We start from the raw sequence: 26,918 nt of genomic DNA, 5'->3' as shown, positions 1-26,918 counted from the left end.
TCCGGCGTCAGCCGCCGCCCCGCGGCGGGACCGCCGCGCTCCGGGGACCGGGACCGCCGAGTTCCTCCAGCAGTCGCTCGACCAGCACACACACCTCGTCGACGCTGGCGAAGACCCATTGGCGCGCCGGGTCGGCGGGGTTCCCGCCGGTCAGGATGCGGACGATCAGCTGGCCCCCGTCCCGCCTGGCCCGGATAACAATGATCTGGTAGTCGGTATATTCCACTTCTGCAGCTTCCCGCCCGGCCATCGTTTGCAGCGTCAACGTTCCGTCCGCGTTGACATAGTGTTGACACCGGGTGGACGTCGGAGTCTGATGATCAAAGTGATCCATTCACGGCCGCGTATCCGGGGAGGGCCCTGATGCACCCATCACATCGTCCCGTCGTGGCACACTCTGACGGGCGGGTCAGCCTTTCGCTACTCGGAGGGTTCTCCTTGCGCATCGCCAACGCCCCGGTGTCGTTGCCCCTGCACGCCCGCCGCGTTATCGCCTACCTTTCGCTGGACAAGCTCGGGGCACACGACTGCGACCGGACGGTGCTGGCCGAACGGCTGTGGTCCGACTCAACGTCCGAACGTTGCCGCGGAAGCCTCCGGACGGCACTCTGGCGGATCCGCAGCGCCGATTCGCGCCTGATCGATGGGGATTCGGACCGGGTGTGGCTAGCCGACGACGTCGAGGTGGATGTGCACCGCCTGCGCCGACAGGCAGAACGGGTACTGACCGATGTGCGCGGTGAACCCGAACATTCGCAGTTTCTGGCACATGCGGAGGAACTTCTTCCGGGCTGGGACGAGGACTGGCTGTTGCTGGCCCGCGAGCAGTTGCGTCAGATGCGCCTGCACGCGTCCGAGGTAACCGCGCGCAGGCTTCGTGAACGGGAACGCTACATCGAAGCCATCGACGTCTTGCTGGCGGTAGTTGCCGAGGAGCCGCTGCGTGAGTCCGCGCAGCGGCTCCTGATCGATGCTCATCTGGGCGAAGGCAACGTATTCGAGGCCAGGCGGCAGCTCAACGGATATGCCCGCCTGCTGTGGACCGAACTGGGGTTGCGCCCCTCGCCGGAGTTATTCAGGAAGGTCGGCTTGGTCATGCCGGTGCAGGGAACTGCGACGCACTAGTTGCCTGCGCCGGGGGCAACAGCGCCGATACCCTGGTCCGGGGCGAGGGGTCGCAGCCGCGGGCATGCACCGAGGCCACCAGCATCGTCCCGGTCCAGGACCTCTGAATGAGGGCTTCCGATGCCGTCGTCCAGACTTCTCGTTCTTCCCCTGGTTGGAGATCGAAGCCTCCAGTAGCGGCGATGTTCCGGCAGGCCCCCGCCGCCCGCTCCGCGCCAGTAGCGGCACCGGCCAGCGAAAACACCACCATAAAGTGCCTGCACGGACCGCCCCCGGAGTCGTTGCTCACACTGACCCGGATCCGGTCCCCTGCACCCCGGGCCGCCAACCCATGGAGCCGAAGCTTCGGAGCCGGCGACGGGTCGGGAAGCCCGTAAACAAACCGGTGGAAAGCATCGACCACAGACGGCTCACCGCCCGCAACCAGGATGTCGGCCTCCAGCCCGATCGTGGAAAGCGGAGCGCTGCAATGCCGGGCGTATACGGCCCGCATGCAGGCGCGCAGGCGTTCCACCCCCAGCGCGTCGGCCAGCCCGCGGAAGAATCGGCTACCGTCCGGATAGGCATTGACCGCGGTCCGACGGTCAAAGGGACGCCGGGAACACAGTTCCACCGGGGCTTCATTGAAGTCGAAAGCCTCCAATTGGCCGGCGCCGTGCTCATGGTAGGAGGTGAAGGCCTCGTCCCACCAGCCGTCGGCCTGCGAGGCCGGCATGACCCCGCGGGAAAACCAGGAATGGAAAACCTCGTGGGCCAGCGCCCGCCGGGATGTGGTGGCCCCATGGTGGTATTCCATCCCACCGCGGTTGCCGTTGAAGAAGCAGACGAACCGGTTCCCCGGGAACCTGCCGTAGTCCGCCTCGTTCTGCGCCAGCAGACTCTCGATCCTGCCCAGCTCATGGCCGAGGTCCTCCGGTCCGGCGGAGCATTTCCAGGCCTCGACAGTGACGGCGGTGCCCGAGACCGGTAATACCACCGTCGACTTCTGGCCTTCGACGGTGGCCGCCGGGCGGAGCTCCACAAGGTGCGAAAGGGTGGTGAACGACGCCGGGAATGCAACGGACCAGCGTCCCGGGCCGCCAACGGCAACGTCCCCGTTGCTGATCAGCACGTGCGCCACCTCCGTCCCTGTCAGGGTGATGTTGAGGGTGACGGGGAACTGGTCGAACGGAAGGTTGGAGGGGAACCAGGCTTCCAGGTAGCGGCCCGCGAAGAGGTCCGACATGCCCAGCGTCCAACGCAGCGCGGGACCGTCGGACCACTCCAGCACCGGCGGCGAGGCCCCGCCCAGCTCAGCGTGCGGCAACCCCAACCGGTAGCGGAACCGAAGGCTGTGGACGGACCCGCGGTCCTGGAACCGGCGCAGGACCCGGACGGAGCCGGCCGGTCCAGCACCGACGTCGCACCCGCCGATCATTTCCGGATCGAGCGGCACCCCGTCCAGCCAGCAGCTGTCCACACTCTGACGTAAATCGAAAAACGGGTTGCCCCCGGTGGGACCCACCCGATAATCCATCGTCGCCGCGGCCACCGACGTGCCCCGGACTGCATCAAAGGACACCTCGGCCCGAAGCTCCAGGACGTGCACCGGGACCACCATTAAGCTGCCGGCCAGGGTAGCCGGCGGGGCATTGGAAAAGTCCGCGGCCCCAGGGCCCGTGCCACTCACACCTCAGGAATAGCACGGCCGGGAGGCGCTGTCACGGGAAATAGCGCCGCACACCGCCGGACGGTGCAAACCAACGCTCGCGGCGCACTATGGGCACCGCGGCTGCGGGCGGGTGTTAAGGATCCGTCAAGACTTCTGCGGGTCCGGCAGCGGCGACTGAGCCCGGTGTTAGGGTCGGCAGTGACACACGATGCCGGGCATCGCGCGGAGAGGCACGGATGACCACAATGAGCAGGCCGCCTGCGGACCCCTCGGCGGCGCGGCCGGGTGCCCGTGAAAACTTAAGGAGTTGGCTCCTGTTCGGCCTACAGGACGCAAAGGGCACCCACCAAGGGCCCGGTGCCGTGAGTGAATCGCATCTGAAGAAGCATCCATGGTGGCAGGTGATGTGCCTGACCGGCGTCGACTACTTCTCAACCCTGGGCTACCAGCCGGCCATCGCAGCGCTCGCCGCCGGTGTGATCTCGCCGCTGGCGACGATGGTACTGGTGGCTGTCACACTGTTGGGCGCCCTTCCCGTCTACCGCCGGGTTGCCGGGGAGAGCCACCGCGGCGAGGGTTCCATCGCCATGCTGGAGCGGCTGCTGCCCCGTTGGGGCGGCAAGCTTTTTGTGCTCGTTCTGCTGGGGTTCGCCGCTACGGACTTTATGATCACCATGACGTTGTCTGCGGCCGACGCCACAGCCCATGCGATCCAGAACCCGTTCGTTCCGGGCTGGTTGCAAGGCCAAAACGTGCCGGTGACTCTTTTCCTGCTGGCCATGCTCGGCGCGGTCTTCCTCCGCGGGTTTAAGGAGGCCATGGGCGTCGCGGTCGTCCTGGTCGGCATTTACCTCAGCCTCAACGTCGTGGTGGTCATCACCACAGTCCTTGAAGTGCTGGCCCACCCCGTTGCCGTCGGGGACTGGTGGACCGCCCTGACAACCTCCCATGGCAACCCGTTTATGGTGGTCGGCATCGCCCTGCTGGTCTTCCCCAAACTCGCACTGGGCCTGTCCGGCTTCGAGACCGGAGTGGCCGTGATGCCGCAAGTCCAGGGAAAGCCGGGTGACACCGAGGAGAATCCGGCCGGCAGGATCGAAGGTGCCCGGCGGCTGCTGACAACCGCCGCCGTCATTATGAGCAGCTTCCTGATCACCACCAGCTTCACGACTGTGATCCTGATCCCGGAGCAGGAGTTCCAACCGGGCGGCCAGGCCAACGGCCGCGCCCTGGCTTTCCTGGCCCACGAATACCTGGGGGCAGGGTTCGGCACTGTCTACGACGTGAGCACGATCGCCATTCTCTGGTTCGCCGGCGCGTCCGCGATGGCCGGGCTGCTCAACCTCGTCCCGCGGTACCTTCCCCGCTACGGGATGGCCCCGGGGTGGGCGCGTGCCGTGCGTCCGTTGGTCCTGGTGTTCACATTGGTCGGATTCCTGATCACATGGCTGTTTAATGCCGACGTCGACGCGCAGGGCGGTGCCTACGCCACCGGCGTCCTGGTGCTGATGACCTCGGCAGCGGTTGCCGTGGCGCTCTCAGCCCGGCGCGCGAGGCAACGCAAGCGGACTCTGGGTTTTGGCGTTATAGCAGCGGTGTTCATCTACACAACGGTGGCCAACATCATTGAGCGCCCCGAAGGCATCCGGATTGCAGCGATCTTTATTGTGGGCATCATCGTGATCTCGTTGCTCTCACGCGTCCGGAGGGCCTTCGAACTTCACGCCACCCAGGTCCATCTGGACCGGCAGTCACTGGAATTTATGTCTGACGATTTGGACGGGCCCATTGCCATCATCGCGCACGAGCCGCTGCGCCTGAGCGCCACGGCCTACCGGGACAAGCTGACATCGGCGATCCAGGTCAGCCATCTGCCGGTGGACTACCAGGCGTTGTTCCTGGAAGTGGTCGTCGACGATTCCTCTGACTTTGAAACGGCATTGGAGGTGCGAGGGGTGACCCGGCACGGGTACAGGGTCCTGGAAGTCCACGGACCCGTTGTGCCGAACACCATCGCCTCGGTGTTGCTCCACATCCGGGACGTGACCGGGTTGATGCCGCATATCTACTTCCGCTGGACCGAGGGAAACCCGGTCACCAACCTGCTGCGCTTCCTCGCGTTCGGTGAGGGCGAGATCGCCCCGGTGACCCGTGAGGTGCTCCGGGAGGCCGAACCCGATGTCACCAAACGGCCCTGGGTCCACGTCGGCTGATGGCCGGACGCCTGACGTCGTGCGCAGCACTTAAAGCAGCACGGACCCGAATCCTCCGTGCGCGTTAAGACAGCGTCAAGATTCATCCTCCGGGCGTTAAGAAACCATCAGGAACCGGATATTCGGCCGTCGCTGGGAGTTGACTTTCACTAGCCCCGCAAACGGGGAATGGATGAAAGGAACCTGCGATGGCCGACCTGGCTGTTATCGGAATCCTCATGGTGTCAATGGGTTTCGTTATGTGGATAGGCCATGTTGTGGCCGGGATGGTCGGCACCGCCGACGAACGGCCGGAGGGCGGCCAATGAGCGCCGACGCGGTCATGTGGCTGGTCCTGCTGATTGCCGGACTGTGCCTCTTCGGCTACCTGCTGGCCGTCCTGATCCACCCGGAAAAGTGGTGAGCAGACTATGACTTTTAATGCTGCGTCTTTCATCGTCCAGGTGGCCGGACTCCTGCTGGTGCTGGCGGCCCTGCACAAGCCCTTTGGTATCTATCTGGCCCGGGTGTTCGAGGGCACAAAATCCAGCCGTCCCGAGCGCCTCTTCTACCGGCTTGCCGGAATCGACGCGGGTACTGAGCAGACCTGGTCCGTCTACCTGCGCAGCGTTCTGGCGTTTTCTGCTGTATCCCTCCTGGCCGTGTACGGCCTCCAACGCCTCCAGGGCGTCCTGCCTGGCAGCGGCTCCCTGCCCGGCGTGGACCCGTGGATAGCCATGAACACCGCCGTTTCCTTTGTGACCAACACGAACTGGCAAACGTATGTGCCGGAGGCCACCGTGGGCATTTTCGTTCAGATGGCCCTGCTTGCGGTCCAGAACTTCCTCTCCGCAGCGGTCGGCATCGTCGTCGCCGTCGCCCTCATCCGCGGCATCGCCCGAACGAGGACGCAACGGCTGGGCAACTTCTGGGTGGATCTGTCCCGGACGTCGTTCCGGATCCTGCTGCCGATCGCGTTCATCGCGGCAGTGGTGATGGTCCTCGGCGGCGTGGTGCAGAACTTCTGGCCGACCGACGTCACGAACCAGTTCACCGGAGTCGGCCAGACCATTCCCGGCGGCCCGGTGGCGTCCCAGGAAGCCATCAAGGTCCTCGGGACCAACGGCGGCGGCTACTTCAATGCCAACTCCGCCCACCCGTTCGAGAACCCGAACGCCGTCATCAGCTTCTTCGAGGTGTTCCTGATCCTGCTCATCCCTTCGGCCCTGCCATACGCCTTCGGCCGGATGGTCGGCGACCAGAAGCAGGGCTACACCGTGGCTGCGGTAATGGGCTCCCTGTGGCTTGCTTCCACCACCCTGATGGGATGGGCCGTGGCTTCGGGCCAGGGCGCTGCGACCGCTGCGGCCGGCGGGCTGGGCGAAGGATTTGAACAACGCTTTGGTCCCGCGCCGAGCGCGATCTTCGCCGCGGCCACCACGCTGACCTCCACCGGCGCGGTCAACGTCGCCCATGACTCCCTGCCGCCGCTGGCCGGCGCAGTAGCCATGGTCAACATGATGCTCGGCGAAGTAGCCCCCGGCGGAACCGGCTCGGGGCTTTACGGCCTGCTTATTCTGTCGATCATCGCCGTCTTCATCGCCGGCCTGATGGTGGGGCGGACCCCGGAGTACCTGGGCAAGAGGATCGGCCCAACGGAAATGAAGCTCGCAGCCATGTACATCCTGATCACTCCCACGCTGGTGCTGGCCCTGTCCGGTATCACCGTCCTGCTGCCGGATGCAGTTGCCAACGCCCCGTCGACCGGTCCCCATCAGTTCAGTGAGGTGCTCTACGCCTTCACATCCGGGGCCAACAACAACGGGTCCGCTTTCGGCGGCATCACCACATCAGGGCCGTACCTCTCGGTCATGATGGGCCTGGCAATGCTGTTTGGCCGCTTCCTGCCGATTATCCTGGTGCTCGCCCTGGCCGGCTCCCTGGCCCGGCAAGGCAAGGTTCCCGCCTCCGCCGGTACCGTCCCCACCCACGGCTTGCTGTTCGGCGCCCTGCTGCTCGGCGTGACAGTAATTATGACCGCCGTGAGCTACTTCCCTGCCCTTGCCCTCGGGCCCCTCGCAGAAGGACTCCTCAAATGACCCGGTCCAGCTCGGCACCCGCCGCGGACACCGCCACCCGAACCTACGCCGACGGCAACCCCCTCGGCACCCCCGGCGAACACAAACACCACACAAAAACCCCGGCAAAACTGACGTTCGCAAGCGTTATGGCCGCCCTGCCTCTCGCAGTCCGGAAGCTCGCGCCCGGGCAGATGATCCATTCCCCGGTCATGTTCACAGTGCTGGTGGGCGCCGCCTTGTGCACTGCGCTCTCCTTCTACCGGCCGTCGGCCTTCGGCATTGCGGTCACCGCCTGGCTATGGCTCACCGCACTGTTCGGCACACTGTCCGAATCCATCGCGGAGGGCCGCGGCAAGGCCCAGGCCGACAGCCTCCGCGCCAGCCGCCAGGGAATCTTGGCCCGGCTCCGGCAGCCCGACGGAGCCATCAAAGAGGTCCCCGGCACCGAGCTTCGGCTCAACGACGTCGTCATTTGCGAAGCGGGAGACGTCATCCCCTCGGACGGCGAAATCATCGAGGGCCTGGCCAGCGTCGACGAATCGACGATCACCGGCGAATCGGCGCCGGTGATCCGCGAATCCGGCGGCGACCGGTGTTCCGTCACCGGCGGTACAAAGGTCCTCTCGGACCGGATCGTCATCCGCATCACCGCCGAGCCCGGCGCGACGTTTGTCGACCGGATGATCAAGCTCGTCGAGGGCGCCGTGCGGCAGAAAACGCCCAACGAGATTGCTCTCCACGTGCTGCTGGTATCACTGACCATCGTCTTCCTGGCCGTGACCATGTCACTGGCGCCGTTCGCCGCCCTCGCCGGCGCAACGCCGTCGCCGATTGTGCTGGTTGCGCTGCTGGTCTGCCTGATCCCGACCACTATCGGGGCCCTGGTCCCGGCGATCGGCATCGCCGGGATGGACCGGCTGGTCCAGCACAACGTGCTGGCGACCTCCGGCCGCGCCGTGGAGACCGCCGGAGATATCACCACCCTCCTGCTCGACAAGACCGGAACCATCACCTACGGCAACCGCCGGGCCGTGAATTTCTTCCCCGCCCATGGTGTTGAGCCGGCCCGGCTTGTGGAAGCGGCCCGGGTCTGCAGCCTGGCCGACGAAACCCCGGAAGGACGGTCCATCGTGGATCTCGCCGCCGGGGACGGTGCTGCCGGGCAGGATCTGGCAACGCTGCAGCGCAGTTCCGGTGATTTCACGGTGGTCCCTTTCAGCGCCAGCACGCGTATGAGCGGGCTGGACCTTGACGGCCGGCAGATCCGAAAGGGCGCCACCTCTGCAGTGTCCGCGTTCGTTGCCGGTTACGGCGGCCACACCCCGGCGGAGGTCACGGACCGCGTCAACGACATCTCCGCCGGGGGCGGCACTCCCCTGCTGGTCGCCCAGGTGAGCCAGGACGGCAGCGCGGAAATTTTGGGGACCGTTCACCTCGCCGACGTCGTCAAACCCGGAATGCACGCCCGATTCGACGAACTGCGGAAAATGGGCATCCGCACCGTGATGATCACCGGGGACAACCCCGTTACCGCCCGGGCGATCGCCGCCGAGGCCGGCGTCGATGATTTCCTGGCCGAAGCAACCCCCGAGGACAAACTCGCGGTCATCAAAAAGGAGCAGGCAACCGGCCGGCTCGTGGCCATGACCGGGGACGGCACCAACGACGCCCCTGCCCTGGCCGCGGCGGACGTCGGCGTCGCCATGAACTCCGGCACCCCCGCCGCCAAGGACGCTGCCAACATGGTGGACCTCGACTCCGATCCCACCAAACTCATCAATATCGTCGGCATCGGCAAGCAACTGCTGATCACCCGCGGGGCGCTGACCACGTTCTCGGTCGCCAACGACGTCGCCAAGTACTTCGCGATTGTGCCCGCCCTCTTCACCGCGGCCTTCCCGGGGCTCGGGCTGCTGAACATCATGGGCCTGGCAACCCCCTCCTCGGCCATCCTCTCCGCGGTGATCTTCAACGCCCTGGTCATCGTCGCCTTGGTGCCGCTCGCGCTCCGGGGTGTGAAATACCGCGCCGTCTCGGCCAATCAGGCGCTGGCCCGGAACCTGCTGATCTACGGGCTCGGTGGACTCATCGCCCCCTTCGTCGGCATCAAGATCATCGACCTGATCATTTCCCTCATCCCCGGCATCGGCTAGGAAGACCATTATGAACACTCTTACCGGCTATCTGCGCCAGGCCGGAACTGCGCTGCGGTTCCTGCTCCTCGCCGCCCTCGTCCTTGGCGCCGCCTACCCGCTGGCCGTCTTTGGCGTCGGGCAGCTGATCGCCCCGTACCAGGCCAACGGGTCCATCATCAAAGACAGGGCGGGAGCCCCGGCAGCGTCTGCCTTGATCGTCCAGGCCCCCGCCGACGACGCCGGCGTCCAGGATCCGCGGTGGTTCCATGCCCGGTCTTCCGCGGTGAAATGGGACCCGGCGTCGTCATCGGCCAGCAACCTCGGTCCCAATGATCCCAAGCTCTTGGACGCCGTCACCGCCAACCGGTCAGCTGTTGCTGGCGCCGAAGGCGTCGACGCGGAACGGGTGCCGGCAGACGCGGTAACTGCCAGCGGCTCGGGTCTGGACCCGGATATCTCCCCCGCCTACGCCCGGCTGCAGGTTCCCCGCGTTGCCAGGGCGCAGCACCTGAGCGCCGATGCGGTGATGTCCCTGGTCAACAAGCACACCAGCGGCGGCTTGGAGGCCTTCCTGGGCCAGCCTTCCGTGAACGTGACTGCCCTCAACATTGATCTCGCTGCCACGGTACAGTCCAAGTGAGAGTCCACCTGAGAGTCCGAGCGAAAGGATAAGTCCATGGCCCGTGGCACGCTGCGGATCTTCCTGGGAGCCGCGCCCGGGGTCGGTAAAACCTACGCGATGCTTGAGGAAGCGCACCGCTTAAGCCGGCGCGGCGAGGACGTTGTGGTCGCCTGGGCCCTGGACCATGGGCGCAGCGACACCAGTGCCCTGCTAGAGGGGCTGGAAGTTGTGCCGTCCAAGCACCTGGCATACCGCGGGACGGAGTTTGTGGAAATGGACCTGGACGCCGTTCTTGCACGGGCTCCCGGCACCTCGGTAGTGGACGAATATGCCCACTCCAACATTCCCGGCAGCCGCCATGCCAAAAGGTGGGAGGACATCGACGAACTCCTCGATGCCGGCATCAACGTTTTGTCCACGGTCAACATCCAGCATCTGGCATCCCTGGGCGACGTCGTCAGCGCCATCACCAACGTCCGCCAGGCCGAGACCGTGCCGGACGACATCGTCCGCCGGGCAGACCAGATCCACTTGGTTGACATTTCCCCTGAGCTGCTGCGCCAGCGGCTGGGCGATGGCAAAATCTACAGCGGCGACAAGATTGACGCGGCCCTGACGAACTACTTCCGGCTGGGCAACCTCACCGCCCTGCGGGAACTGGCACTTCTCTGGCTGGCTGACCGGGTGGATGAAGGCCTGGCCAGGTACCGCGCTGAACAGGGCATCGAGGCTACCTGGCCCGCCCGGGAGCGGATTGTTGTGGGCCTGACCGGCGGCCCCGAAGGGGAGATCCTGATCCGCCGCGGGGCCCGGATCCTGAACCGCGTCAATGGCGGGGACCTGCTGGCCGTGCACGTCCGGGCGGCTGACGGCGTGGCGGGCGAATCACCCCAAGCTCTCGAAGCCCAGCGTCGTTTGATCCTGGACCTGGGCGGCAGCTACCACGTCGTGACCGGCGAGGATCCGGCTGACGCGCTGCTGGACTTCGCCCGCAGCGTCAACGCCACCCAGATTGTCGTCGGCATCTCACGCCACAAGCGGCTCGCGGGCCTCCTGGGAAGCCTGCTCGGCGGCGGCACCGGGACCAGGGTCGTGCGCGACTCCGGTGACATCGACGTCCACATGGTCTCCCACCCCCTCGGCGGCCGCGGCGCCGGTCCGCGGCGGCAACGGGACCTCGGGCGGATCCGTGTCGCCGCGGGTTTTGTCCTGTCCGTCGTACTTCCTGTACTGCTGCAGATGCTGCTCTCGCTGAACCCGGACCGGAATGTTGCCACCGCAGCACTCATCCAGCTCGCCGGGTCCGTCGCCGTCGCGCTGGTCGGCGGACTCTGGCCCGCCGTCCTGGCCGCCCTCTGGAGCAGCCTCCTGGTCAACTATTTCTCCACACCCCCACTGGGCAACCTGACCATCAGCGACCCGCAGAATCTTCTCGCCCTGTTGGTCTTTGTGGGCGTCTCCGCGGCCGTTGCCGTCGTCGTCGACCTCTCCGCCCGCCGGTCCAAGGAAGCCTCGCGCGCACGGGCGGAGGCAGCCACGCTGGGGGACCTCACCCGCAGCGCCGGCCGTGCCGAGGACACCCTAAAGGGACTCCTCGATCAGGCCCTGGACGTGTTCCAGGTCAGTGGCGCGGTCCTCTACAGTTCCGCCGGAAACCCCGGCACTGGAGGGGCAGGGAAGGCCGGCTGGCGGCTCGTGGCACAGGCCGGCACAGTCCCTTCCGCCGGCCTTGACGGTGCGGAAAACATCGAAGAGATCGACTCCACAACCCGCCTCGTCCTCTCCGGACGGACACTGCCCGCCAGTGACAGACGGTTGCTCGGTGCGTTCGGCGTGCACCTGGCCGCGCAGCTGGAGCGCCAGCAGCTGGCGGCCAGCCGCCGGGACGTCGTGCGGCTTGCCGAGGGCAACACGATGCGGACCGCCATTCTCCGTGCGGTCTCCCACGACCTTCGGACACCGCTGGCGGGCATCAAACTGGCCGTCGGCGGCCTCAGGCAGCCGGACGTCCACTACACCGACGAGGAGGAACAAGAGCTGCTCGCGACCATAGACGAATGCTCTGACCGGCTGGATGCGCTGGTGGGCAACCTGCTGGACATGTCCCGGATCACCTCCGATTCCGTCAATCCGCTCATCAGGCCAGCGCGCTGGTACGACGTGATGCCTGCCGCTCTGCAGGGAATCCCGGCCGGCCGGGTGCGGATCGAGCTGCCCGGCAATATGCCCGAAGTCGAGGCTGACGCCGGAATGCTGGAACGCGTCATCGCAAATATCGTGGAGAACGCCGTCAAGTACGCACCGGACTCCGACGTTGTGATTGTAGGAGCAGCAGGCGGGCTCAGCCACGCAACGCTGGGTGGCCAGCCTGCGGGGGAACTGCGCATCATCGACCACGGCCAGGGCGTGCCGGCGGAAAGCGTCGTACGGATGTTCCAGCCGTTCCAACGCCTCGATGACGTCCCGCAGGCAACTGGCGTGGGTCTGGGACTGGCTGTTGCCAAAGGCTTCACCGAGGCGATGGGCGGAACCCTGACCGCGGAAGGGACACCAGCTGGCGGACTGACGATGGTGATCCGGCTGCCCCTCTCTCCCGGGGCGGCATTCCACCAGACTGGGGCCCAAACTGGTGGCCAAACACGGCGTCAGGCGCAGCCAGCCCTCCCGCGGCCGCTGAACACCCAACCCGCGTCCGCGACGGAGGCCACGCAGTGAACGACGTGCTTGTGGTCGACGACGATCCCCACATTCTCAAAGCCCTCAAGATCACCCTGCATGCGCACGGATACAACGTTGTGACGGCCCCCGACGGCGATTCCGCACTTAGGGCCGCCGCCCAACACAGCTTCGCCGTCATCGTGCTGGACCTGGGCCTGCCGGACATGGACGGAACGACCGTCATCAACCGTCTCCGGCAATGGAGCCGCGTCCCGATCCTGGTCCTGTCCGCACGGCACGGCTCCGAGGACAAGGTCCGGGCCCTGGATGCCGGAGCCGACGATTACGTCACCAAACCCTTTGGACTGGACGAGCTGCTGGCGCGGCTGCGGGCCGTCCAACGCCGCAGCATCCAGGCCGACGAAACGCCCATCGTATCCACTCCCGCTTTCACTGTGGACCTGGCTAAAAAACGCATCACCCGCAACGGGGAGGATGTTCGGCTGACCCCCACCGAATGGGGCATCCTGGAACTGTTGGTCCGGAACCCCGAGAAGCTCATCACGCAACAGCAGTTGCTCACCGAAATCTGGGGTCCTGCGTATGCCAAGGAAGCCAACTACCTGCGTGTGTATATGGCCCAGCTCCGCCGCAAGCTCGAACAAGAAGCCGGCAACCCCCGCCACTTCCTGACCGAGGCGGGCATCGGATACAGGTTCATGCCCTGACCCGCAGCCATAAACCCGGCCGGGCCTTTGCACTTGTGGCCCGCGTTGGGCAGGCTGGTCTGATTGGTGCCGGAGCTGGTTTGCGCCGAAGTCCGGCCGGGGTAACGGCCGATGGAAAATTGACGCCGCGGAGTTTTACGTTGTCCCCGGCAGGATGCCCGACGACACTTGCGACGGCAGTCTATGATTCCGGCGTCGGAAAGCGTTGTTATGCACCGCGTAGGCTCGAATGCCGGCGGCGCCGGGCGCGAACGCAACGAGGGTTCGCTGGGGGAAGCCTGCCCGCTGGCGGCGGATTGTCAGCATCGGGTAAACCGGGCTGCTTACCGGGCAGTCCCTGTGGTGCGGCGTGACGAATATCATATGTGGGGCTGGGCTGACAACGCCGCCCTGCGTTCTTGGACGATCACACCGTTGAAAGGGACCTCATGAAAATTGGCAACCGAGCGTGGATCATTGTCGCGGCCGCAGGACTTGCGGGCCTGACCGGATGCTCCGCCCCTGCCGGGCAGGCACCGAGCCAGGATCCGCCTGCCTCCACTTCATCCGCGGCGCAGGCATCGCCGGGTGCAACAACTCCGGGATCATCCGGGGCTTCCTCCGGACCGGCCGCACCGGACGGGGAAACCGTGATCAAAATCCGGGACTTCGCCTATGAGATGCCGGCGTCCGTCGCGCCTGGAGCGACAATCACTGTGATCAACGAGGACACCGCCCCGCACACGGTCACCGCCAAGGACGGTGGGGCGTTTAATGCGCAGGTGGCGGCCGGGCAAACTATAACCTTCACGGCCCCCAAGGACGCTGGCGATTACGCCGTCATCTGCACGTACCATCCCCGGATGGCCGGAACACTGGTCGTGAAATGACGCCGGCCAGGCAGCGCGTAGGCCGGTCGGCTGTTGTGCGGCTGGGCCTGCGCACCCTGATTGCTGCCGGGTTGGCGATCAGTGCGGTGATCCACTTCCAGCTTGCCGCCGGTTACCAAGAGGCCGCACCGGGCGGCGTCGGGCAGGGAACCCTGTTCCGAATCCACGCTGCGGGGTCGTTGCTGGCGGCGGTGTTTGTCCTGCTCAATGGGGGCTCGCGGGCCTTTATTGGGGCGGCAGTGATGTCACTCTCGGCGTTCGCCGCGGCAATCATTTACCGCTACGTTCAGCTGCCGGAGATCGGGCCGATCCCGGCTATGTATGAGCCTGTCTGGTACCCGGAAAAGGTCCTCGCCACCGTCGTCGAGGGGCTGGCCGGGCTGCTGTCCGTTGGTGGATATCTCCTGCTGCGCAAGGGCGCGCAAACGCGCGGGCCCGGCCCCACAGCAGCGGGCGCGAGCCCCCAGGGCCCGCCGGCGTAATTTATCTCACATCCAAACACATCTGGATCCCAATCCGCTCCGAACTACTGCTGTCCCTAACGTGGGACATCACGAACACTTGCATGAGGAGAATGCTTCGATGAAGAAGACACTGCGATTCATGGCAATACCCACCCTTGCTCTGGGAGCGCTCGCCCTTTCCGGTGCCCCGGCCATGGCGGCCGACGGGTCATACCAGTCCACACTGGGACAGATCAACGGCAGCTCCGCGTCCGGCACGGTCACCGTCGACGTCACGGGTAACCAGGCGCACGTTGTGCTGAAGGTTGCAGGACTGGCCCAGACCTTTATGGACGCGCCTTACCCGCATGTTCAGCACATCCACGGCGGTGCCAAGGGCGCGTGCCCGGCACCGGGTGCGGATATGGACGGCGACGGTGTGGTCAGCACAACAGAGGGAGCTCCGTCCTATGGCGGCATTGTCACCACGCTCTCCACCACCGGCGATACCAGCCCGGCCGCCGGGCTGGACCTCAAGGTCGCCGGTCAGGGCGCCAGCTACACCGTTGACCGCACGTTCGAATTGAACGCGGAAACTAAGGCTGCCCTGGAAGCCGGAACCGCGGTTGTGGTTGTCCATGGTCTCGACCCGGCCACGCTGAGCGCTGCCGGCCAGGCGGCGAAGAGCGATCTGGCGCCTACCCTGCCGCTGGCAGCAACATCGCCGGCCCTGTGTGGAACCCTGGCTGTCGGTCAAATGTCCATGCCGGTCGGTGGCGCTGACACCGGCGTCGCACAGGGTACCAGCGGAACGGACGCGGGAACGCTCGCGCTGGGTGGTGGCCTTGTGCTTGCAGCCGCCGCCGGCGGGGTTTATCTGGTTCGCCGCCGCCATTCCGGTTCAGCGGCTTAAGCACAGCTGCCCGGACTGTCATTATGACGACAACGAATTTCGGCCGCCGCGGAAGCCTGCTGGCCTCCGCGGCGGTTGGACTTCTGCTCCTTGCCGGCTGCTCGGCAGGCAACGCAGAAATATCCGCCGGCGCCTCCGGTGCGGCACGGTCAGCGTCGCCAACACCGAACACATCCACGGCTTCGGCGACGGCCACCAGCCCGGCACCGGCCACGGTGTCCGCCCAGGCCCTTCCCACTGTGCTGCCGAAATCTACTCCTGCCTCGCTCTCCATCCCGGCGATCGGCGTCCAGACTGAACTCCTCGGCCTGGGCCTGCGGGATAACAAGTCTCTTCAGGTGCCGCCGGACGGCCCCGGAGCACCGGCTGGCTGGTACAACGGATCACCCACCCCCGGTGAACGCGGACCGGCCGTCCTGCTGGGCCACGTCAACGCGGTCGGCGGCGGACCCGGAGTTTTCGCCAACCTCCGCAGCCTTACCGCTGGAACACCTGTCACCATCCAACGGACCGACGGCTCCACCGCAACGTTCACGGTTGACCGGGCCGCAGCTTATGGCAAGGACGCGTTCCCCACCCTGGAGGTCTACGGCAATACGACTGCGGCCGAACTGCGGCTGATCACCTGCGATGGATACGATCCAGCCACGGGACTGTTCGACGACAACTACGTCGTCTACGCCACGCTCCAAACCTGACCGTCCGGTCTGTGCAACATTGCCACGGCGGCTCCGTTGCAAAACGACGCGAGCGATAATTCACAAGGAAGTGGACGCGACATGAAATACCAAAATTCCTGGCTTGCAGCACTGGCCGCGGCGTCGCTGCTGCTGTCCGGCTGCGCTGCCGCCGGAGCCGCCGCTCCCGGCGCCGCGGCGCCGACGGCGTCGGAGACCCACGCGGCGGGGCACACCGGGGAGCAACACGATACCGGCACCGACGCCCCGGCCGCGGCCGAGGGCCCACCTGAAGCGGCCCAAATGGTGTGCGGGAAAGAGACGCAGGACAATATCTCTTCGAGCCTTGCCCTCAGCGCTGCCCCGCACAGCGTGAGCAGCTGGGCCGACAAACTCTTCACCTGTACCTATCACCTTGCCGAAGGAAGCTTCGTGATCTCCGTGAAGGAATCAGCTGATCCTGCAGCGGCTCGCCAGTACTTTGATGCGCTGCAAAGTGAAGCCGGGGATGCGGCGCCGATCCAAGGGCTTGCCAACCTCGGGTTCCCGGCCTACGAGACACCCCGGGGGTCAGTTGTTTTCCTGAAGGACAACATGACCCTGTCCGTGGACGCCACAGACCTGCCCGGAGCCGTCGGGCCGAACAGCGTCACACCCGCGGCATTTGCATACCAAATCGCAACCACCATCCTGGCCTGCTGGACCGAACACCCCTAAAGCGCCCGTTAGTGGTGGCTGTGCTCGCTAGCAACTCCTACGCCCCCGGCGGCGGCCAACGGTGGCGTCAGTGGTGGCTGAGGTGCTCGTCGTCTTTCCAGATGCCGTCACCGGGCATGTCGAGCCGGCCGGTCATCGGCTCTCGCCATTGCGGGGTGTCAGTGGGTTCTCCCCAGTAGTCGGTGACTCGCACGGCTTTCCCATCCTCAAGTTCGCCGATGGTCACGTTGCGGTAGAGCCGACCGTCGCCGTAGTTGCACGTCCACTCCACCACCACAACATCTTTCAGGTAGAGGCGTCTTCCAACCTCGAGCGTAAGTTCGGCGAAATTGCCCTCGACGCTGCCGATCAGCTTTTTGGTGCGCACGACCTCGCCCATTTGAGGCCATTGCCGCACCGCATTCTCGGCCAGAGGCACACCGAGGATGTAGGCGAGGCGGGTCTCACCGTTGGACGCCGCTTGATCAGCGTTCATCGAAATATCCCTCCGTCTGTCCCCTTGTCGCCGAGTGTTGTGCCTGACCGCGGCTTAGGGGCGGCCCGTCGGCTGATTGGATCTCCAGACTTTTTGCTGGCGTTGGGGCACACGGCCATCATCGACTAAACAACGCCGCGTTGGCAACGGTGTGTCCCAAACGGCAGTGGCAGGATCTGCCGGAATTCTCTACCCTGGCCCGCCTGCCGTGCATCCGTCAGTCCGGGCAACTACTGCGGCCCGTTCCGGTCGGCGGATAGAGGTGGCTGCCACCTGGTGGAATACCAGCAGTTACTCCGGCGGACGTTTGCGGAACGGTCGCAGCCTTGATAAGCAAGCGGTGACTTGCCTATAGTGAAGCCATGGTTGATGTCTTCCGAGCACTCGACGATGCGACACGGCGCACAGTCCTTGATGAGTTGTCAGTGCGCGACGGTCAAACCCTGTTTGAGATCTGTTCCATGCTGACGGTGCGGCATGGCCTCAGCCTCACGCGCCAGGCGATCTCACAGCACCTCGGCGTGCTTGAGTCGGCAGGCCTCGTAGTGACGGAGCGGCGCGGACGTTCCAAGTTCCACTACTTTAACCCTGAGCCAATCGCCGAGATTACCGGACGATGGACCGCCAGAAAGAGGATCGAAGAATGAAAATTGCCCTGACGAGCCTGTTCGTCGACGACCAGCGCGCTGCCCTTGCCTTTTACACGGACGTACTCGGTTTCTCGAAGCGCCACGACATCCCCCTCGGCGATGACTTCTGGATCACCGTTGTATCCCCCGAATCGCCGGATGGTCCGGAGCTGCTTCTCGAACCGTCGAGCCACCCGGCAGTAAAGCCGTATCGGGATGCCCTGGTCGAGGACGGCATTCCACTCGCTCAATTCGCCGTCGCCGACATCGAAGCCGAGCACTCCAGACTCACCAGCAGGGGCGTGGTGTTCACGCAGCCGCCAACTGACATCGGCACCGCTGTGGTGGCCGTCTTTGATGACACCTGCGGCAACCTCATCCAGCTCATCGAAATGAAGCGGGACGAGGACGACGCCGACTCCCGCTGAGCGAGCGACGGATTCGAACCACGGCTTCACCCAGCTGCGCGAACTCGGCGACGCCGTCTCGAAGATTCCGACCGAGAAGACCGAATCATGGGGAAAATCATGCGCCGTCGATTACTTCCGCCGTGGGCGCTTGTGTATCTGATGGGTCGATGGCCTCCACCGAGATCAAGATGAGGCCAAGATTTCGGACTTTCACCAGGAGCCCGTGCAGCGCCGGTTGATCAGGGACGAAACCGCGCAGGCTGGTCGTCCCATCGTCTTCGTGGGTCAGGGTAAGGTCGCCGAACCAGGCAGACCAGCGCTCGTCGAGGTGCCCATCCACCCGAAGCTGGTAGCCAGCGGGATCCTTTTGTCTGCGTCGCTGCCCCATTAGGACCAGGCCTCCGGCGCCGGCGGCCCGGTCCGGCTGCTGCAGCGGTGGATGACGAACTCAGCGACCGTGAGATTGATAGCCCACCCGGCGCCCAGCATAAGGTCGGTACTTAGCACGCTGGTGCCGAACGCTGCGTGTCCTATGCCTTGGGTGAATACCTGGGTGCCTGCTCCTAGGGCCAAGGCATAGGCCCGCGTCATCCATGCCTGGTGAAGGCTTATGTCGCCTCGGCGGACTGCCGCGAATCCCAGGACGATGCTGGCAGCCATGCCGGATCCGAAAGCCAGTCGAAACACATAAGCGAGTTCCCCGGTGCCCGGCTGGCGGGGGTAGAACAACGTCATCCACAGTGCAGATGCCGCCACTGCCAGGCCGAGGCCCAACAAGGCTCGTCCCGCCGTCCGGTGCCAAACCGGGTGGCGGCGCCGGAAGCTGGGGGCGAATTGAAATGCGCCGACGACGGCGTATCCCACGGCGCAGACTATATGCACGGTCACAGCTAGCGGCGAGGCAGTCATCCGGGCGTTATCCGGGATAAGCGGCGGGCCGCCGGCCAGTTCCAACAGCCGCAGGCAACCGGCAACGGCCGGAACCAGGACGAGGGCTACCAGCGCGAACGGCACCCACCCCACCTGGCGGGCCGGCCGGTGGGGACGGGGCGCCGCCTGAATGCTCACTTGGCGCCAGCTTGGTGGAGCGGTGAACTGACCGTGTCGTTGAGGCGACGGGCAGCAGGGGCGCGCAAGCCGTGCCACAGCGAGTAGCCGAGGCCGATCATGGCTACGCCGGTAGGAATAGCGAACAGCCGTTCGTTGACCTGCGGAAGCAGCGGGATAGCGAGAGTTGCCACGGATCCGGCGGCGAGCAGCACGGCGGCCCATCGGGCGAGGATGTCGGCGCGGAAGAGTCCGATGCCGAACAACAGGCCGCCGCCGAGGAAGGTGGCGGCCGAGGCCAGGTTCAGGAGCTGCATCAGGCCGATGTCGCCGCTGGCGTGGCCGCCCGTCACTACGGCAAAGACGTCGTTGACGTATCCGGGCGCCATTCGGGCAAGCGTTGGAAAGACAACAGCCCCGATGACTTCGACGCTCATCATCAAGAGGTAGCCGGCGCCGAACACGAGGTACCCGATCAGGCCCAGCACTCCGGCCTGCTTCACCTGGCGCAGGTACATGCCGGTGATGCCGACCAGCGATAGGCCGGACATCAGCACCTTCAGGCTTTGTCGGACCGTGTACTCGCTGGTGGTGGCGAACTCTGCATCCAAGGGAGGGTGGCTGATCTGGACACCGATGAACAGCAGGCCTGCTGCGACGGCGGCCAGGCCGGCTGAGCGGGCGAGGCGGGCGGGTGTTATGGACATGTCTGGCTCCCTAATCGTAAGTCCCGGCCGCGTGGCGCTGCCGGATAACTCAAAGGTAGGGACGGATGGTGTGACCCGGCGTCACCCCATGATGTGACTGACAGGATGAAACATGATCGTGGGAGCGGCTAGATCAGCCCGTGGTCGCGGGCACAAAGAACCGCTGCTCGGCGGCTGGTTACGCCGAGTTTGGTGAAGACGTGTTTGGTGTGGGATCGCAAGGTGTTGTGCGAGATGAACAGTTCGCGGGCGATCTCCGGTCCGGTCAGCGCGCTGTCGAGGAGCTTGAGAACCTGGATTTCCCGCTCGCTGAGGGAGTCAACGGCCGACGCCGGGCGCTCCCCTGGCCGGGAGGTTTGCGCCGCAGACCCCTTGCCCAGGTTGAGCAGCCGTGACGCGTGGGCGACGGTGCCGCCGTCGTGCATTGCCGAACGCAACAACTCCACCATGGGCGCTCCTTCGTCGAGGAACAGCCGCACGTACTCATCTGGTTCAGACGCTTCCTCCCACGCGCAGCGAAGCGCTTCGAGCGCCTGCTGTCGATGCCCCTGCACGTGGTACACCAAAGCCTGGAGCATACGGATCTCCACCACGCTTCCCGCGCGCCCGGATGACGAGGCATGGGCCAGCAACTCCGCCAACAGGCGGTGGACGCCCCGGACGGCGCCGCCTTCCGGGTCGGCCCGCTCCTGGGCAATCAACAGCCGCACCAGCGTCAGGTGATTGTATTCCCTGAGATAGCTGACCTCGTCCGTGACGGAAAGCCCCCGTTCACGTGCCCAGCCAGCAGCCTCCGACAAGGCGCCCTGGGCTATCCAAACGCGCGCCTTGATGGCGGCTATCGGGCGCACATCCGGGAAGAACCCGGGCCGGTAGAGCTCCTCCGCCTGGTCAAGAAAATCGATGGCGCGATCGTGGTTTCCTTCATCGCGGGCCACCAGTCCCGACGCCACGAACCACCGGTAACGGCTTTCCGTCATCGGTCCGCGGTGAACAAACGCCGCGGCCAGCTCAAGGTGCTGCTTGGCGTTGCCGAGGTCTCCGGCCTGGCGATCAATTTCGCCCAGCCCGACATGCAGGTCACTGCTCGCCCGGGCCATGGATCCACCGCGCGCCCGGGCCCGCTTCAGCGACTTCTGATACAGCCGGCGTGCCTCGCCGGGACGCCCCGTCGCGAGCCACAGGTCCGCGAGCACCACCGTGCCGCTGAGCTCGTCGACCAGGTTTCCGCCTGCTCGCAGGCTCGCCACAGCCTCGGAGAACGTCCGCGCCGCTCTCCGCACGTCGCCGGCAGCCCAGGCTGCGAGCCCCAGGAACCCGGCGGCCCCGCCGCGCGCGAGATGGTCATCCGGGCCGGCAAGCTCAAGTGCCTGCCGGGCATAAGACGAGGTGGCCGCCATATCACCCCGTGCCTGTGCGAGGGAAGCCCGATAAACAGCAATTGTCGACGGCAGTGTCTGGACCTCCTCTATGCCGGCCCAGGACGGCGTCGTTCCACCGCGTGACGCTGATTCCGGCACGCCGAGTTTCACTTCCGCAGCGAGTGCGCTACCCGCGTCATCGAGCCAGGACTCCACCCCGTCAAGGTCCCCGGAGGCCATCAGCATCCCGGCAAAGAAGACACTCAGGACCGGACTGCGGCGAATGGCATCCTCGGGAAGGACGCTCAGCCAACTATGCAATACGGCATCCTGGCGGTTGCGCCGCAGTACCGGCACCGCCAACTCCATCAGGTGCACGGCACGGTCGAAGTCGAAGGTGGCCAAGGCATGCCTGACGGCGTCCTCACTCTGGTCATGGGATTCATACCACCGGCTGGCGCGCTGGTGCAGTAACGGAATCCGTTCGGGGTGCTCGCTGAGGAGGCGGGCCCGCAGCACGTCGGCGAACAGGTTGTGGTAGCGGTACCACTCACGCCGATCATCCAGCGGGACGAGGAACAGGTTCGCCCGCTCCAAGGCCGTGAGCATTTGGCTCCCGTCGCCGCGCCCGGTAAGCGCATCACAGAGCGGACCGGTGAGCCTGTTGAGAACAGCCGAGTCCAGCAAGAACCGACGAACCGCATCAGGTTGATGCCGCAGCACCTCCTCGACGAGGTAGTCGAGCACATAGCGGTCGTTCCCGGCGAAGCGGGCGATGAAGCCGGCGACGTCGTCGTGCCGTTGGAGCGAGAGCGCGGCGAGCTGAAGCGCGGCAATCCACCCCTCGGTCCGTTCTTCCAGCGTCGCCACGTCGTCCGCGGCCAGGTCCAGTCCCGCCACTTCTTTGAGATAGGCGGCGGCCTCCTCCGAGGTGAAGCGCAGATCCGCGGCACGGATCTCGATCAGCTCGCCGCGCACCCGCCACCGGGACAGTGGCAGATCCGGGTCGGCCCGCGTGCTGATCACCACGTGCACGCGGGGTGGAAGGTGCTCAAGCAGGAAAACCATTCCCGCGCTGATATCGCCACTGTCGACCACGTGGTAGTCATCGAGCACAAGCCAAACATCAGCGGCAGCCGCGGCCAGATCGTTCAGCATCGTCGCAAGAACAAGCTCGGTGGGCATTGGTCTGGACGCGATGAGCTCCAGCGCAACCGGACCGATGCCCGGCACCGCCATTTGGAGGGCATTCACTACGTAGGTCCAGAACGACGCAGGCTCGTTGTCCGCAGGGTCGAGCGCGAGCCAGGCAACACAGCGGGCTTCACCGGGCGTTTCAGCCAGCCACTCTGCGAGCAGCGTAGTCTTGCCGAAGCCAGCCGGAGCGGATATCAGCGTAAGCCGCGGCTCTGCTCCGCCACGCAAGCGTTCGCTGAGCCTGGGGCGAGGTACCAGGGCACGTCTCAGCTTCGGAACGAACAGCTTCGTAGCAATTATCGGATATGCCATGTGATCCCCGCTGGCCAAAAGTGTGTGGCAGATAACACCAGCCTACCGAGGCGCTGGTCAACATCGATGCCGCTTCGGCAGTGCGGCCGCCTCTGGCACTCAAACCCTCCCGGGGACGGGCCCTTGCTTTAACCGATCCCGCCCCATAAGTTCGCCTTGGCCCACTAACGCTGCAAGGCCGAATGGTCCTGACCCGAAACGATATGCGCGGCACGAGAACTGAAATGATGAATGACATGGATATTGTCCAGTTCCTGGAAGACCGGACCTCGGAGCAGGAGGCGGCGCTCCGAGCCGGGGCCTTCACACTCGGCTCATCCACGAACCCCGCTGATGGCAGCGAAGACAGCGCCACCGTGCAGGAACGCATGCTGGAAGAATGCGCCCAGCAGCGAGCCCTCATTGCGAGCTGGAAGGAATCAGCCGCGGCGGAAGGGATCACCGACCCGGATGAAGCAACCGACACCATCGCCATCGCCAGGCGAACCATGCTCGTTCTGCTCGCAGGTGCCCACCGGGACCACCCGGACTACAATCCGGATTGGGACCCGGAACCGCCCACCATTGGACCCGGCGACCCGTCCCGGGGATAGATACCTTGTAGGACAACCCCCGGCCGCCTGCGTTGAATGACGGTTCGACTCCCGGCTTTTAACACTCCCCCGTCGGTGCCGCCAATCCCGGCCGGATCTACTGGGCCCGGCCGGCTGACGAGCCGCATCAGTTTTCCGGGGGTATCCATCAGCGGATCCTCATCGCGATGGCCATTGCCCTCGAGCCGCCCTTGTTGATCGCGGACGAACCGACGACAGCACTGGACGTTACCGTGCAAGCCCAGATCCTCGAGCTGCCGACCGCCTGGCTGTTATGTATGCCGGGCGAATTGTGGAAGCGGGCGACGCTGATGCTGTGCTCGGCTCCCCCGCCCATCCGTACACTGATGCCCTCCTCTGTTCGGTGCCACAAGCCGCTATGCGCGACGCAGATCTCCTGAAGAACTCAGGCCTACTGCTCAACCTGAGGGAGCCACCGTGCCTTGTGCGCTCCGCATTTGCCGTTCCCGATGCCCCAGGAGCGTCGGGGTGTCCGCGCAACAAGTGATCAGGCCGCACGAACTGCGTGGTCTGCTGCCGATCAGCGGCCGCGGACAACGCGCTCGGCAGATCCTCCCGGTCCGGCACGAAGGTGCTGCCGGGTCGATTACACCGGCAGCTACGGCGCGAGCGTATGGGCGAGCCCGGCAAGTACTGGTTCGCGGCCTAACTCGATATGGGAGTACGCAAGGGAATAAGCCAAGTCCGGGCGGCCCTGCAGGATGGCATTGCAGAGCTCCACGTGCTCGTCACGCTGAAGCTCATTGCTGCGGTTGTGGGCGAGGCCAAAGATCCAGCGCATCCGGCCAAAAAGGGGCTTCACAGAATCGACAAGTAGTCGGTTGCCGGAGAGCCGCACAATTTCGGCATGGAATTCCGCGCTGAGACCTGCAACATTCGCCTCAGGACCGTCGTCGATAGCGCGTCGTGTTTCGTCCACGAGTTCCTGCAATCTTGCACCGTCTTGACCGTCGGCAACCCGGACCGCTGCAGCACGCGCGGCAAAAGTTTCGAGGCAGAGGCGGACGTCGAAGAGTTCGTTGACGTCGGTGAGCGTCAGCCGCCGCACCGCCGCACCCCTGCGAGGTGATGTTTCGACGAAGCCGTCCTGTTCCAGGCGCTGGATGGCCTCCCGGACGGGGATCCTTGACACGCTGTGAAGTTCTGAGAGTTCACGTTCGCGCAGCCGCGTACCCTGCTCGTATTTGCCTGTCACAATCCCCTCAAGGACAAGCTGATACACGTGTTCGGCCCGGACCTCGTCGTCCCGCCCGTTCAGCGCATCCCCTTTCGGTTCAACCACATTCACCCCGCCGTTCATCACTCACCCTCTGGCCCTGCGGACCGTGCCGCTCAGCGTTCCACCTGAGCATACACGTGCCCGACTGCCGGCTCCGGGCACACCCACCGGCTTCCATCCTGCCTGTCCTGGATTGGCTTGCCCCGGGAATGGACACGTATCCCGGTGTGCCGCGGAGTATGGGCCGCATCAAGGCTGGTATTCCAAATAATATCGAAAGGTGATTTACATCGCACAAATGGTGCTCTAATCTATGTTTGGTATACAAAACAATGGAGCCTGCTCCGCGGACCTGAATCGAGCGTTCCCAATGACCCAGCTTCAGTCCGGTGCCACACCAACTGCTGCGAGGACGTTGCCTGGCGACAGCGCCGGCGCCAGCGGCCCCCTGTCCCCCGGCGGCCAACCCGCCGTCGCTGCCGGGGGCCAATGCGTCGAGTCGGGACCGGTGGATGAGATCTTCCACGACACCCGGCATCCGTACCCGGCACCCCTACACCCAGGCGCTGCTCTCAGCGGTGCCGTTGCCCGATCCACGGGCAGCCCGGCAGCAAGTGAAGATCAGGCTCCGCGGAGATCTTCCGTCACCGTCAAACCCGCCCAGCGGCTGCGTCTTCCGCACCCGCTGCCCACTGTTCGACGCACTGCACGAAAGCCGGCAGCAGGTGTGCATCAGCGACATTCCCTCACCGGCCGGCCCGGCCGCCCCGGCCTGCCACACCGGCGGGGCTGGCCGCCGCCACCCCCGCCGGTGTGCAATAGACCCAACAATAAGGAGCACTACATTGACTACCCTGATCCGCGCCGCCCGTCCCTGGGGGCAAGCGCTGAGCGACATCCTGCTCAAAGATGGGAAAATCGCCGGCATCGAGCCGCATAACCCCGCGCACACCCCGACGGACCCGCCAGGGGCCCTCCAAGAGGCGGCCACCGTCGTCGAAGGCCGCGGCCGGCTGCTGCTCCCGTCCTTCTCCGACGTCCATGTCCACCTGGACTCGACCCGCATCGGCCTGCCGTTCCGCGAGCACACCGGAGGCCCCGGCGTTTGGACCATGATGATGAACGACCGGAAAAACTGGCGCGACGCCGAGGTCCCCCTCCAGGAACGCGTCAACAACACGCTGGGCCGGATGATCGCGCGCGGCACAACCAGGGTCCGCTCCTACGCCCAGGTCGATGTGGACTGCCGGCTGGAACGCTTCGAAGCGGTCCTGGCGGCTAAGGAACACTTCGAGGACCAGGCCGACGTCGACATCATCGCCTTCCCGCAGGCCGGTCTCCTTCTCGAGGACGGCACCGTGCCGCTGATGGAGCAGGCCCTCCGGGCCGGGGCCAACGTGATGGGTGGCATTGATCCATGCAGCCTGGACCGGGATCCCGTCCGGCACCTGGACATCGTCTTTGGCCTGGCCGAGAAGTACCAGGTTCCCATCGACATCCACCTCCACGAACCGGGCGAGCTGGGCGTCTTCAGCACGGACCTGGTGATGGAGCGAACCCGGGCCCTCGGGATGCAGGGCAAGGTCACCATGTCCCACGCCTACCAGCTGGGCAGCGTCTCCGAGGCCACCACACACCGGCTCGTCGAGGAGTTCGCGGAGCTTGACATCTCCATGGCATCCGTGGCCCCGGCGGCATCCGGGCAGCTCCCGCTCCCGCTGCTGGCGGAGGCCGGTGTCCGCGTGGGCCTGGGCGAGGACGGGCAGCGCGATTACTGGTCCCCCTACGGCAATACAGACATGCTGGACCGCACCTGGCAGCTCGCGTTCACCCATGGTTTCCGCAGGGACGAGTTGATCGAACACTGCCTGGCCATCGCTACGGTGGGCGGCGCCAGCGTGCTGGACCCGGCCGCCATCCGGCTCAACGGCACCGCGCACCGGCCCTGCCTTGACGTCGGCGATCCGGCCGAGCTGCTGCTGGTCGACGGCGAGACGGTCGCCTCCGCGGTCATGGACCGGGGCACCGACCGAACCGTGATCCACCGCGGCCGCGTTGTGGCAGACCAACTGCAACTACTTCCCTAGGCCCGCAATAAAGTGGCAGGTTCCTTTCTAAGGGACCTGCCACTTTTTT

The 26,918-nt window shown here is 65.4% G+C and carries 25 protein-coding genes and 2 pseudogenes; 19 read left to right on the top strand and 8 right to left on the bottom strand.

The genetic code is table 11. The features are described 5' to 3' along the window. Window positions 1–7: 7 nt before the first annotated feature. Window positions 8–226: a hypothetical protein gene (locus QI450_RS07425; RefSeq protein WP_226776474.1), complete on the bottom strand. Its 219-nt coding sequence runs from the start codon at window positions 224–226 to the stop codon at window positions 8–10. Window positions 227–387: 161 nt separating this feature from the next. Here QI450_RS07425 and QI450_RS07420 point away from each other — a divergent pair, with 161 nt between their 5' ends. Then, a complete protein-coding gene (locus QI450_RS07420) occupies window positions 388–1,125 on the top strand; it encodes a BTAD domain-containing putative transcriptional regulator (RefSeq protein WP_226776475.1) in 738 nt (245 codons plus the stop codon). Here the strand turns inward: QI450_RS07420 and QI450_RS07415 are convergent. Further along, entirely contained in the window at window positions 1,094–2,794 is a 1,701-nt protein-coding gene (locus tag QI450_RS07415) for a hypothetical protein (RefSeq protein WP_226776476.1), read from the bottom strand. The two genes, QI450_RS07420 and QI450_RS07415, sit on opposite strands and share 32 nt — an antisense overlap. 218 nt (window positions 2,795–3,012) lie before the next feature. Between QI450_RS07415 and QI450_RS07410 the strand changes: the two genes are divergently transcribed. The 12 genes from QI450_RS07410 (at window position 3,013) to QI450_RS07355 (ending at window position 16,811) form a co-directional block, all read left to right on the top strand. Then, window positions 3,013–4,989, top strand: coding sequence for an amino acid transporter (locus QI450_RS07410; RefSeq protein WP_226776477.1), 1,977 nt, complete (start codon window positions 3,013–3,015; stop codon window positions 4,987–4,989). A 304-nt stretch (window positions 4,990–5,293) separates the two neighbouring features. Next, window positions 5,294–5,392 carry a potassium-transporting ATPase subunit F gene (locus QI450_RS07405; protein WP_226760016.1) on the top strand — a complete coding sequence of 33 codons (99 nt, stop codon included), beginning with the start codon at window positions 5,294–5,296 and terminating at the stop codon, window positions 5,390–5,392. A gap of 7 nt (window positions 5,393–5,399) precedes the next feature. Further along, a complete protein-coding gene (gene kdpA / locus QI450_RS07400) occupies window positions 5,400–7,067 on the top strand; it encodes a potassium-transporting ATPase subunit KdpA (protein WP_226776478.1) in 1,668 nt (555 codons plus the stop codon). Then, window positions 7,064–9,202, top strand: coding sequence for a potassium-transporting ATPase subunit KdpB (gene kdpB, locus QI450_RS07395; protein ID WP_226776479.1), 2,139 nt, complete (start codon window positions 7,064–7,066; stop codon window positions 9,200–9,202). Before kdpA ends, kdpB begins: the two co-directional genes overlap by 4 nt. Before the next feature lie 10 nt (window positions 9,203–9,212). Then, window positions 9,213–9,824: a K(+)-transporting ATPase subunit C gene (kdpC, locus tag QI450_RS07390; protein ID WP_226776480.1), complete on the top strand. Its 612-nt coding sequence runs from the start codon at window positions 9,213–9,215 to the stop codon at window positions 9,822–9,824. A gap of 36 nt (window positions 9,825–9,860) precedes the next feature. Continuing rightward, entirely contained in the window at window positions 9,861–12,521 is a 2,661-nt protein-coding gene (locus QI450_RS07385; protein WP_226776481.1) for a DUF4118 domain-containing protein, read from the top strand. Next, window positions 12,518–13,192 (top strand): response regulator, encoded by a 675-nt coding sequence (locus tag QI450_RS07380; protein ID WP_226776482.1) that lies wholly within the window; start codon window positions 12,518–12,520, stop codon window positions 13,190–13,192. The genes QI450_RS07385 and QI450_RS07380 overlap by 4 nt, the downstream gene beginning before the upstream one ends. A gap of 428 nt (window positions 13,193–13,620) precedes the next feature. Continuing rightward, entirely contained in the window at window positions 13,621–14,061 is a 441-nt protein-coding gene (locus QI450_RS07375) for a cupredoxin domain-containing protein (protein WP_226776483.1), read from the top strand. Beyond that, on the top strand, window positions 14,058–14,543 hold the full coding sequence (locus QI450_RS07370; protein WP_226776484.1) for a hypothetical protein: 486 nt from the start codon (window positions 14,058–14,060) through the stop codon (window positions 14,541–14,543). The genes QI450_RS07375 and QI450_RS07370 overlap by 4 nt, the downstream gene beginning before the upstream one ends. A gap of 121 nt (window positions 14,544–14,664) precedes the next feature. Continuing rightward, a complete protein-coding gene (locus tag QI450_RS07365; protein ID WP_282468148.1) occupies window positions 14,665–15,417 on the top strand; it encodes a CHRD domain-containing protein in 753 nt (250 codons plus the stop codon). Window positions 15,418–15,440: 23 nt separating this feature from the next. Then, window positions 15,441–16,115 carry a class F sortase gene (locus QI450_RS07360; protein WP_226776486.1) on the top strand — a complete coding sequence of 225 codons (675 nt, stop codon included), beginning with the start codon at window positions 15,441–15,443 and terminating at the stop codon, window positions 16,113–16,115. Window positions 16,116–16,196: 81 nt separating this feature from the next. After that, complete coding sequence (locus tag QI450_RS07355) at window positions 16,197–16,811, top strand: hypothetical protein (protein WP_226776487.1); 615 nt, start codon at window positions 16,197–16,199, stop codon at window positions 16,809–16,811. A 67-nt stretch (window positions 16,812–16,878) separates the two neighbouring features. On the opposite strand, the gene QI450_RS07350 is transcribed toward QI450_RS07355, so the two are convergent. After that, window positions 16,879–17,286, bottom strand: a complete 408-nt coding sequence (locus QI450_RS07350) for a hypothetical protein (RefSeq protein ID WP_226776488.1) — start codon at window positions 17,284–17,286, stop codon at window positions 16,879–16,881. 362 nt (window positions 17,287–17,648) lie between these two features. Between QI450_RS07350 and QI450_RS07345 the strand changes: the two genes are divergently transcribed. Beyond that, window positions 17,649–17,933, top strand: a complete 285-nt coding sequence (locus QI450_RS07345) for a metalloregulator ArsR/SmtB family transcription factor (protein WP_226776489.1) — start codon at window positions 17,649–17,651, stop codon at window positions 17,931–17,933. Beyond that, window positions 17,930–18,343, top strand: coding sequence for a VOC family protein (locus tag QI450_RS07340; protein ID WP_226776490.1), 414 nt, complete (start codon window positions 17,930–17,932; stop codon window positions 18,341–18,343). The genes QI450_RS07345 and QI450_RS07340 overlap by 4 nt, the downstream gene beginning before the upstream one ends. A gap of 97 nt (window positions 18,344–18,440) precedes the next feature. Here QI450_RS07340 and QI450_RS07335 read toward each other — a convergent pair whose 3' ends face one another. From QI450_RS07335 to QI450_RS07320, 4 genes are all read right to left on the bottom strand, one after another. Further along, window positions 18,441–18,713 carry a hypothetical protein gene (locus QI450_RS07335; protein ID WP_226776491.1) on the bottom strand — a complete coding sequence of 91 codons (273 nt, stop codon included), beginning with the start codon at window positions 18,711–18,713 and terminating at the stop codon, window positions 18,441–18,443. Further along, window positions 18,713–19,393, bottom strand: a complete 681-nt coding sequence (locus QI450_RS07330; protein WP_226776492.1) for a DUF2306 domain-containing protein — start codon at window positions 19,391–19,393, stop codon at window positions 18,713–18,715. The genes QI450_RS07335 and QI450_RS07330 overlap by 1 nt, the downstream gene beginning before the upstream one ends. Then, window positions 19,390–20,079 carry a hypothetical protein gene (locus QI450_RS07325; RefSeq protein ID WP_226776493.1) on the bottom strand — a complete coding sequence of 230 codons (690 nt, stop codon included), beginning with the start codon at window positions 20,077–20,079 and terminating at the stop codon, window positions 19,390–19,392. The genes QI450_RS07330 and QI450_RS07325 overlap by 4 nt, the downstream gene beginning before the upstream one ends. Window positions 20,080–20,207: 128 nt before the next feature. Then, window positions 20,208–22,949 carry a LuxR C-terminal-related transcriptional regulator gene (locus QI450_RS07320; protein ID WP_282468147.1) on the bottom strand — a complete coding sequence of 914 codons (2,742 nt, stop codon included), beginning with the start codon at window positions 22,947–22,949 and terminating at the stop codon, window positions 20,208–20,210. 236 nt (window positions 22,950–23,185) lie between these two features. Between QI450_RS07320 and QI450_RS07315 the strand changes: the two genes are divergently transcribed. Continuing rightward, a complete protein-coding gene (locus QI450_RS07315) occupies window positions 23,186–23,542 on the top strand; it encodes a DUF6221 family protein (protein WP_226776495.1) in 357 nt (118 codons plus the stop codon). Between the two features lie 122 nt (window positions 23,543–23,664). After that, window positions 23,665–24,050 (top strand): annotated as a pseudogene (locus tag QI450_RS07310) (ATP-binding cassette domain-containing protein); the annotation flags it as partial. Between the two features lie 111 nt (window positions 24,051–24,161). On the opposite strand, the gene QI450_RS07305 reads toward QI450_RS07310, so the two are convergent. Beyond that, window positions 24,162–24,845, bottom strand: a complete 684-nt coding sequence (locus QI450_RS07305) for a GntR family transcriptional regulator (RefSeq protein ID WP_226776496.1) — start codon at window positions 24,843–24,845, stop codon at window positions 24,162–24,164. A 449-nt stretch (window positions 24,846–25,294) separates the two neighbouring features. On the opposite strand from QI450_RS07305, the pseudogene QI450_RS07300 reads away from it, so the two are divergent. After that, window positions 25,295–25,420 (top strand): annotated as a pseudogene (locus tag QI450_RS07300) (hypothetical protein); the annotation flags it as partial. A gap of 207 nt (window positions 25,421–25,627) precedes the next feature. After that, window positions 25,628–26,869, top strand: a complete 1,242-nt coding sequence (locus tag QI450_RS07295) for an amidohydrolase family protein (protein ID WP_282468167.1) — start codon at window positions 25,628–25,630, stop codon at window positions 26,867–26,869. Window positions 26,870–26,918: the final 49 nt, after the last annotated feature.

Source organism: Arthrobacter sp. EM1 (assembly GCF_029964055.1).
In the GTDB taxonomy this organism is placed as follows: domain Bacteria; phylum Actinomycetota; class Actinomycetes; order Actinomycetales; family Micrococcaceae; genus Arthrobacter.
Note: the sequence above shows the minus strand (reverse complement) of the source record. Positions and strands in the feature narration are given on the sequence as shown.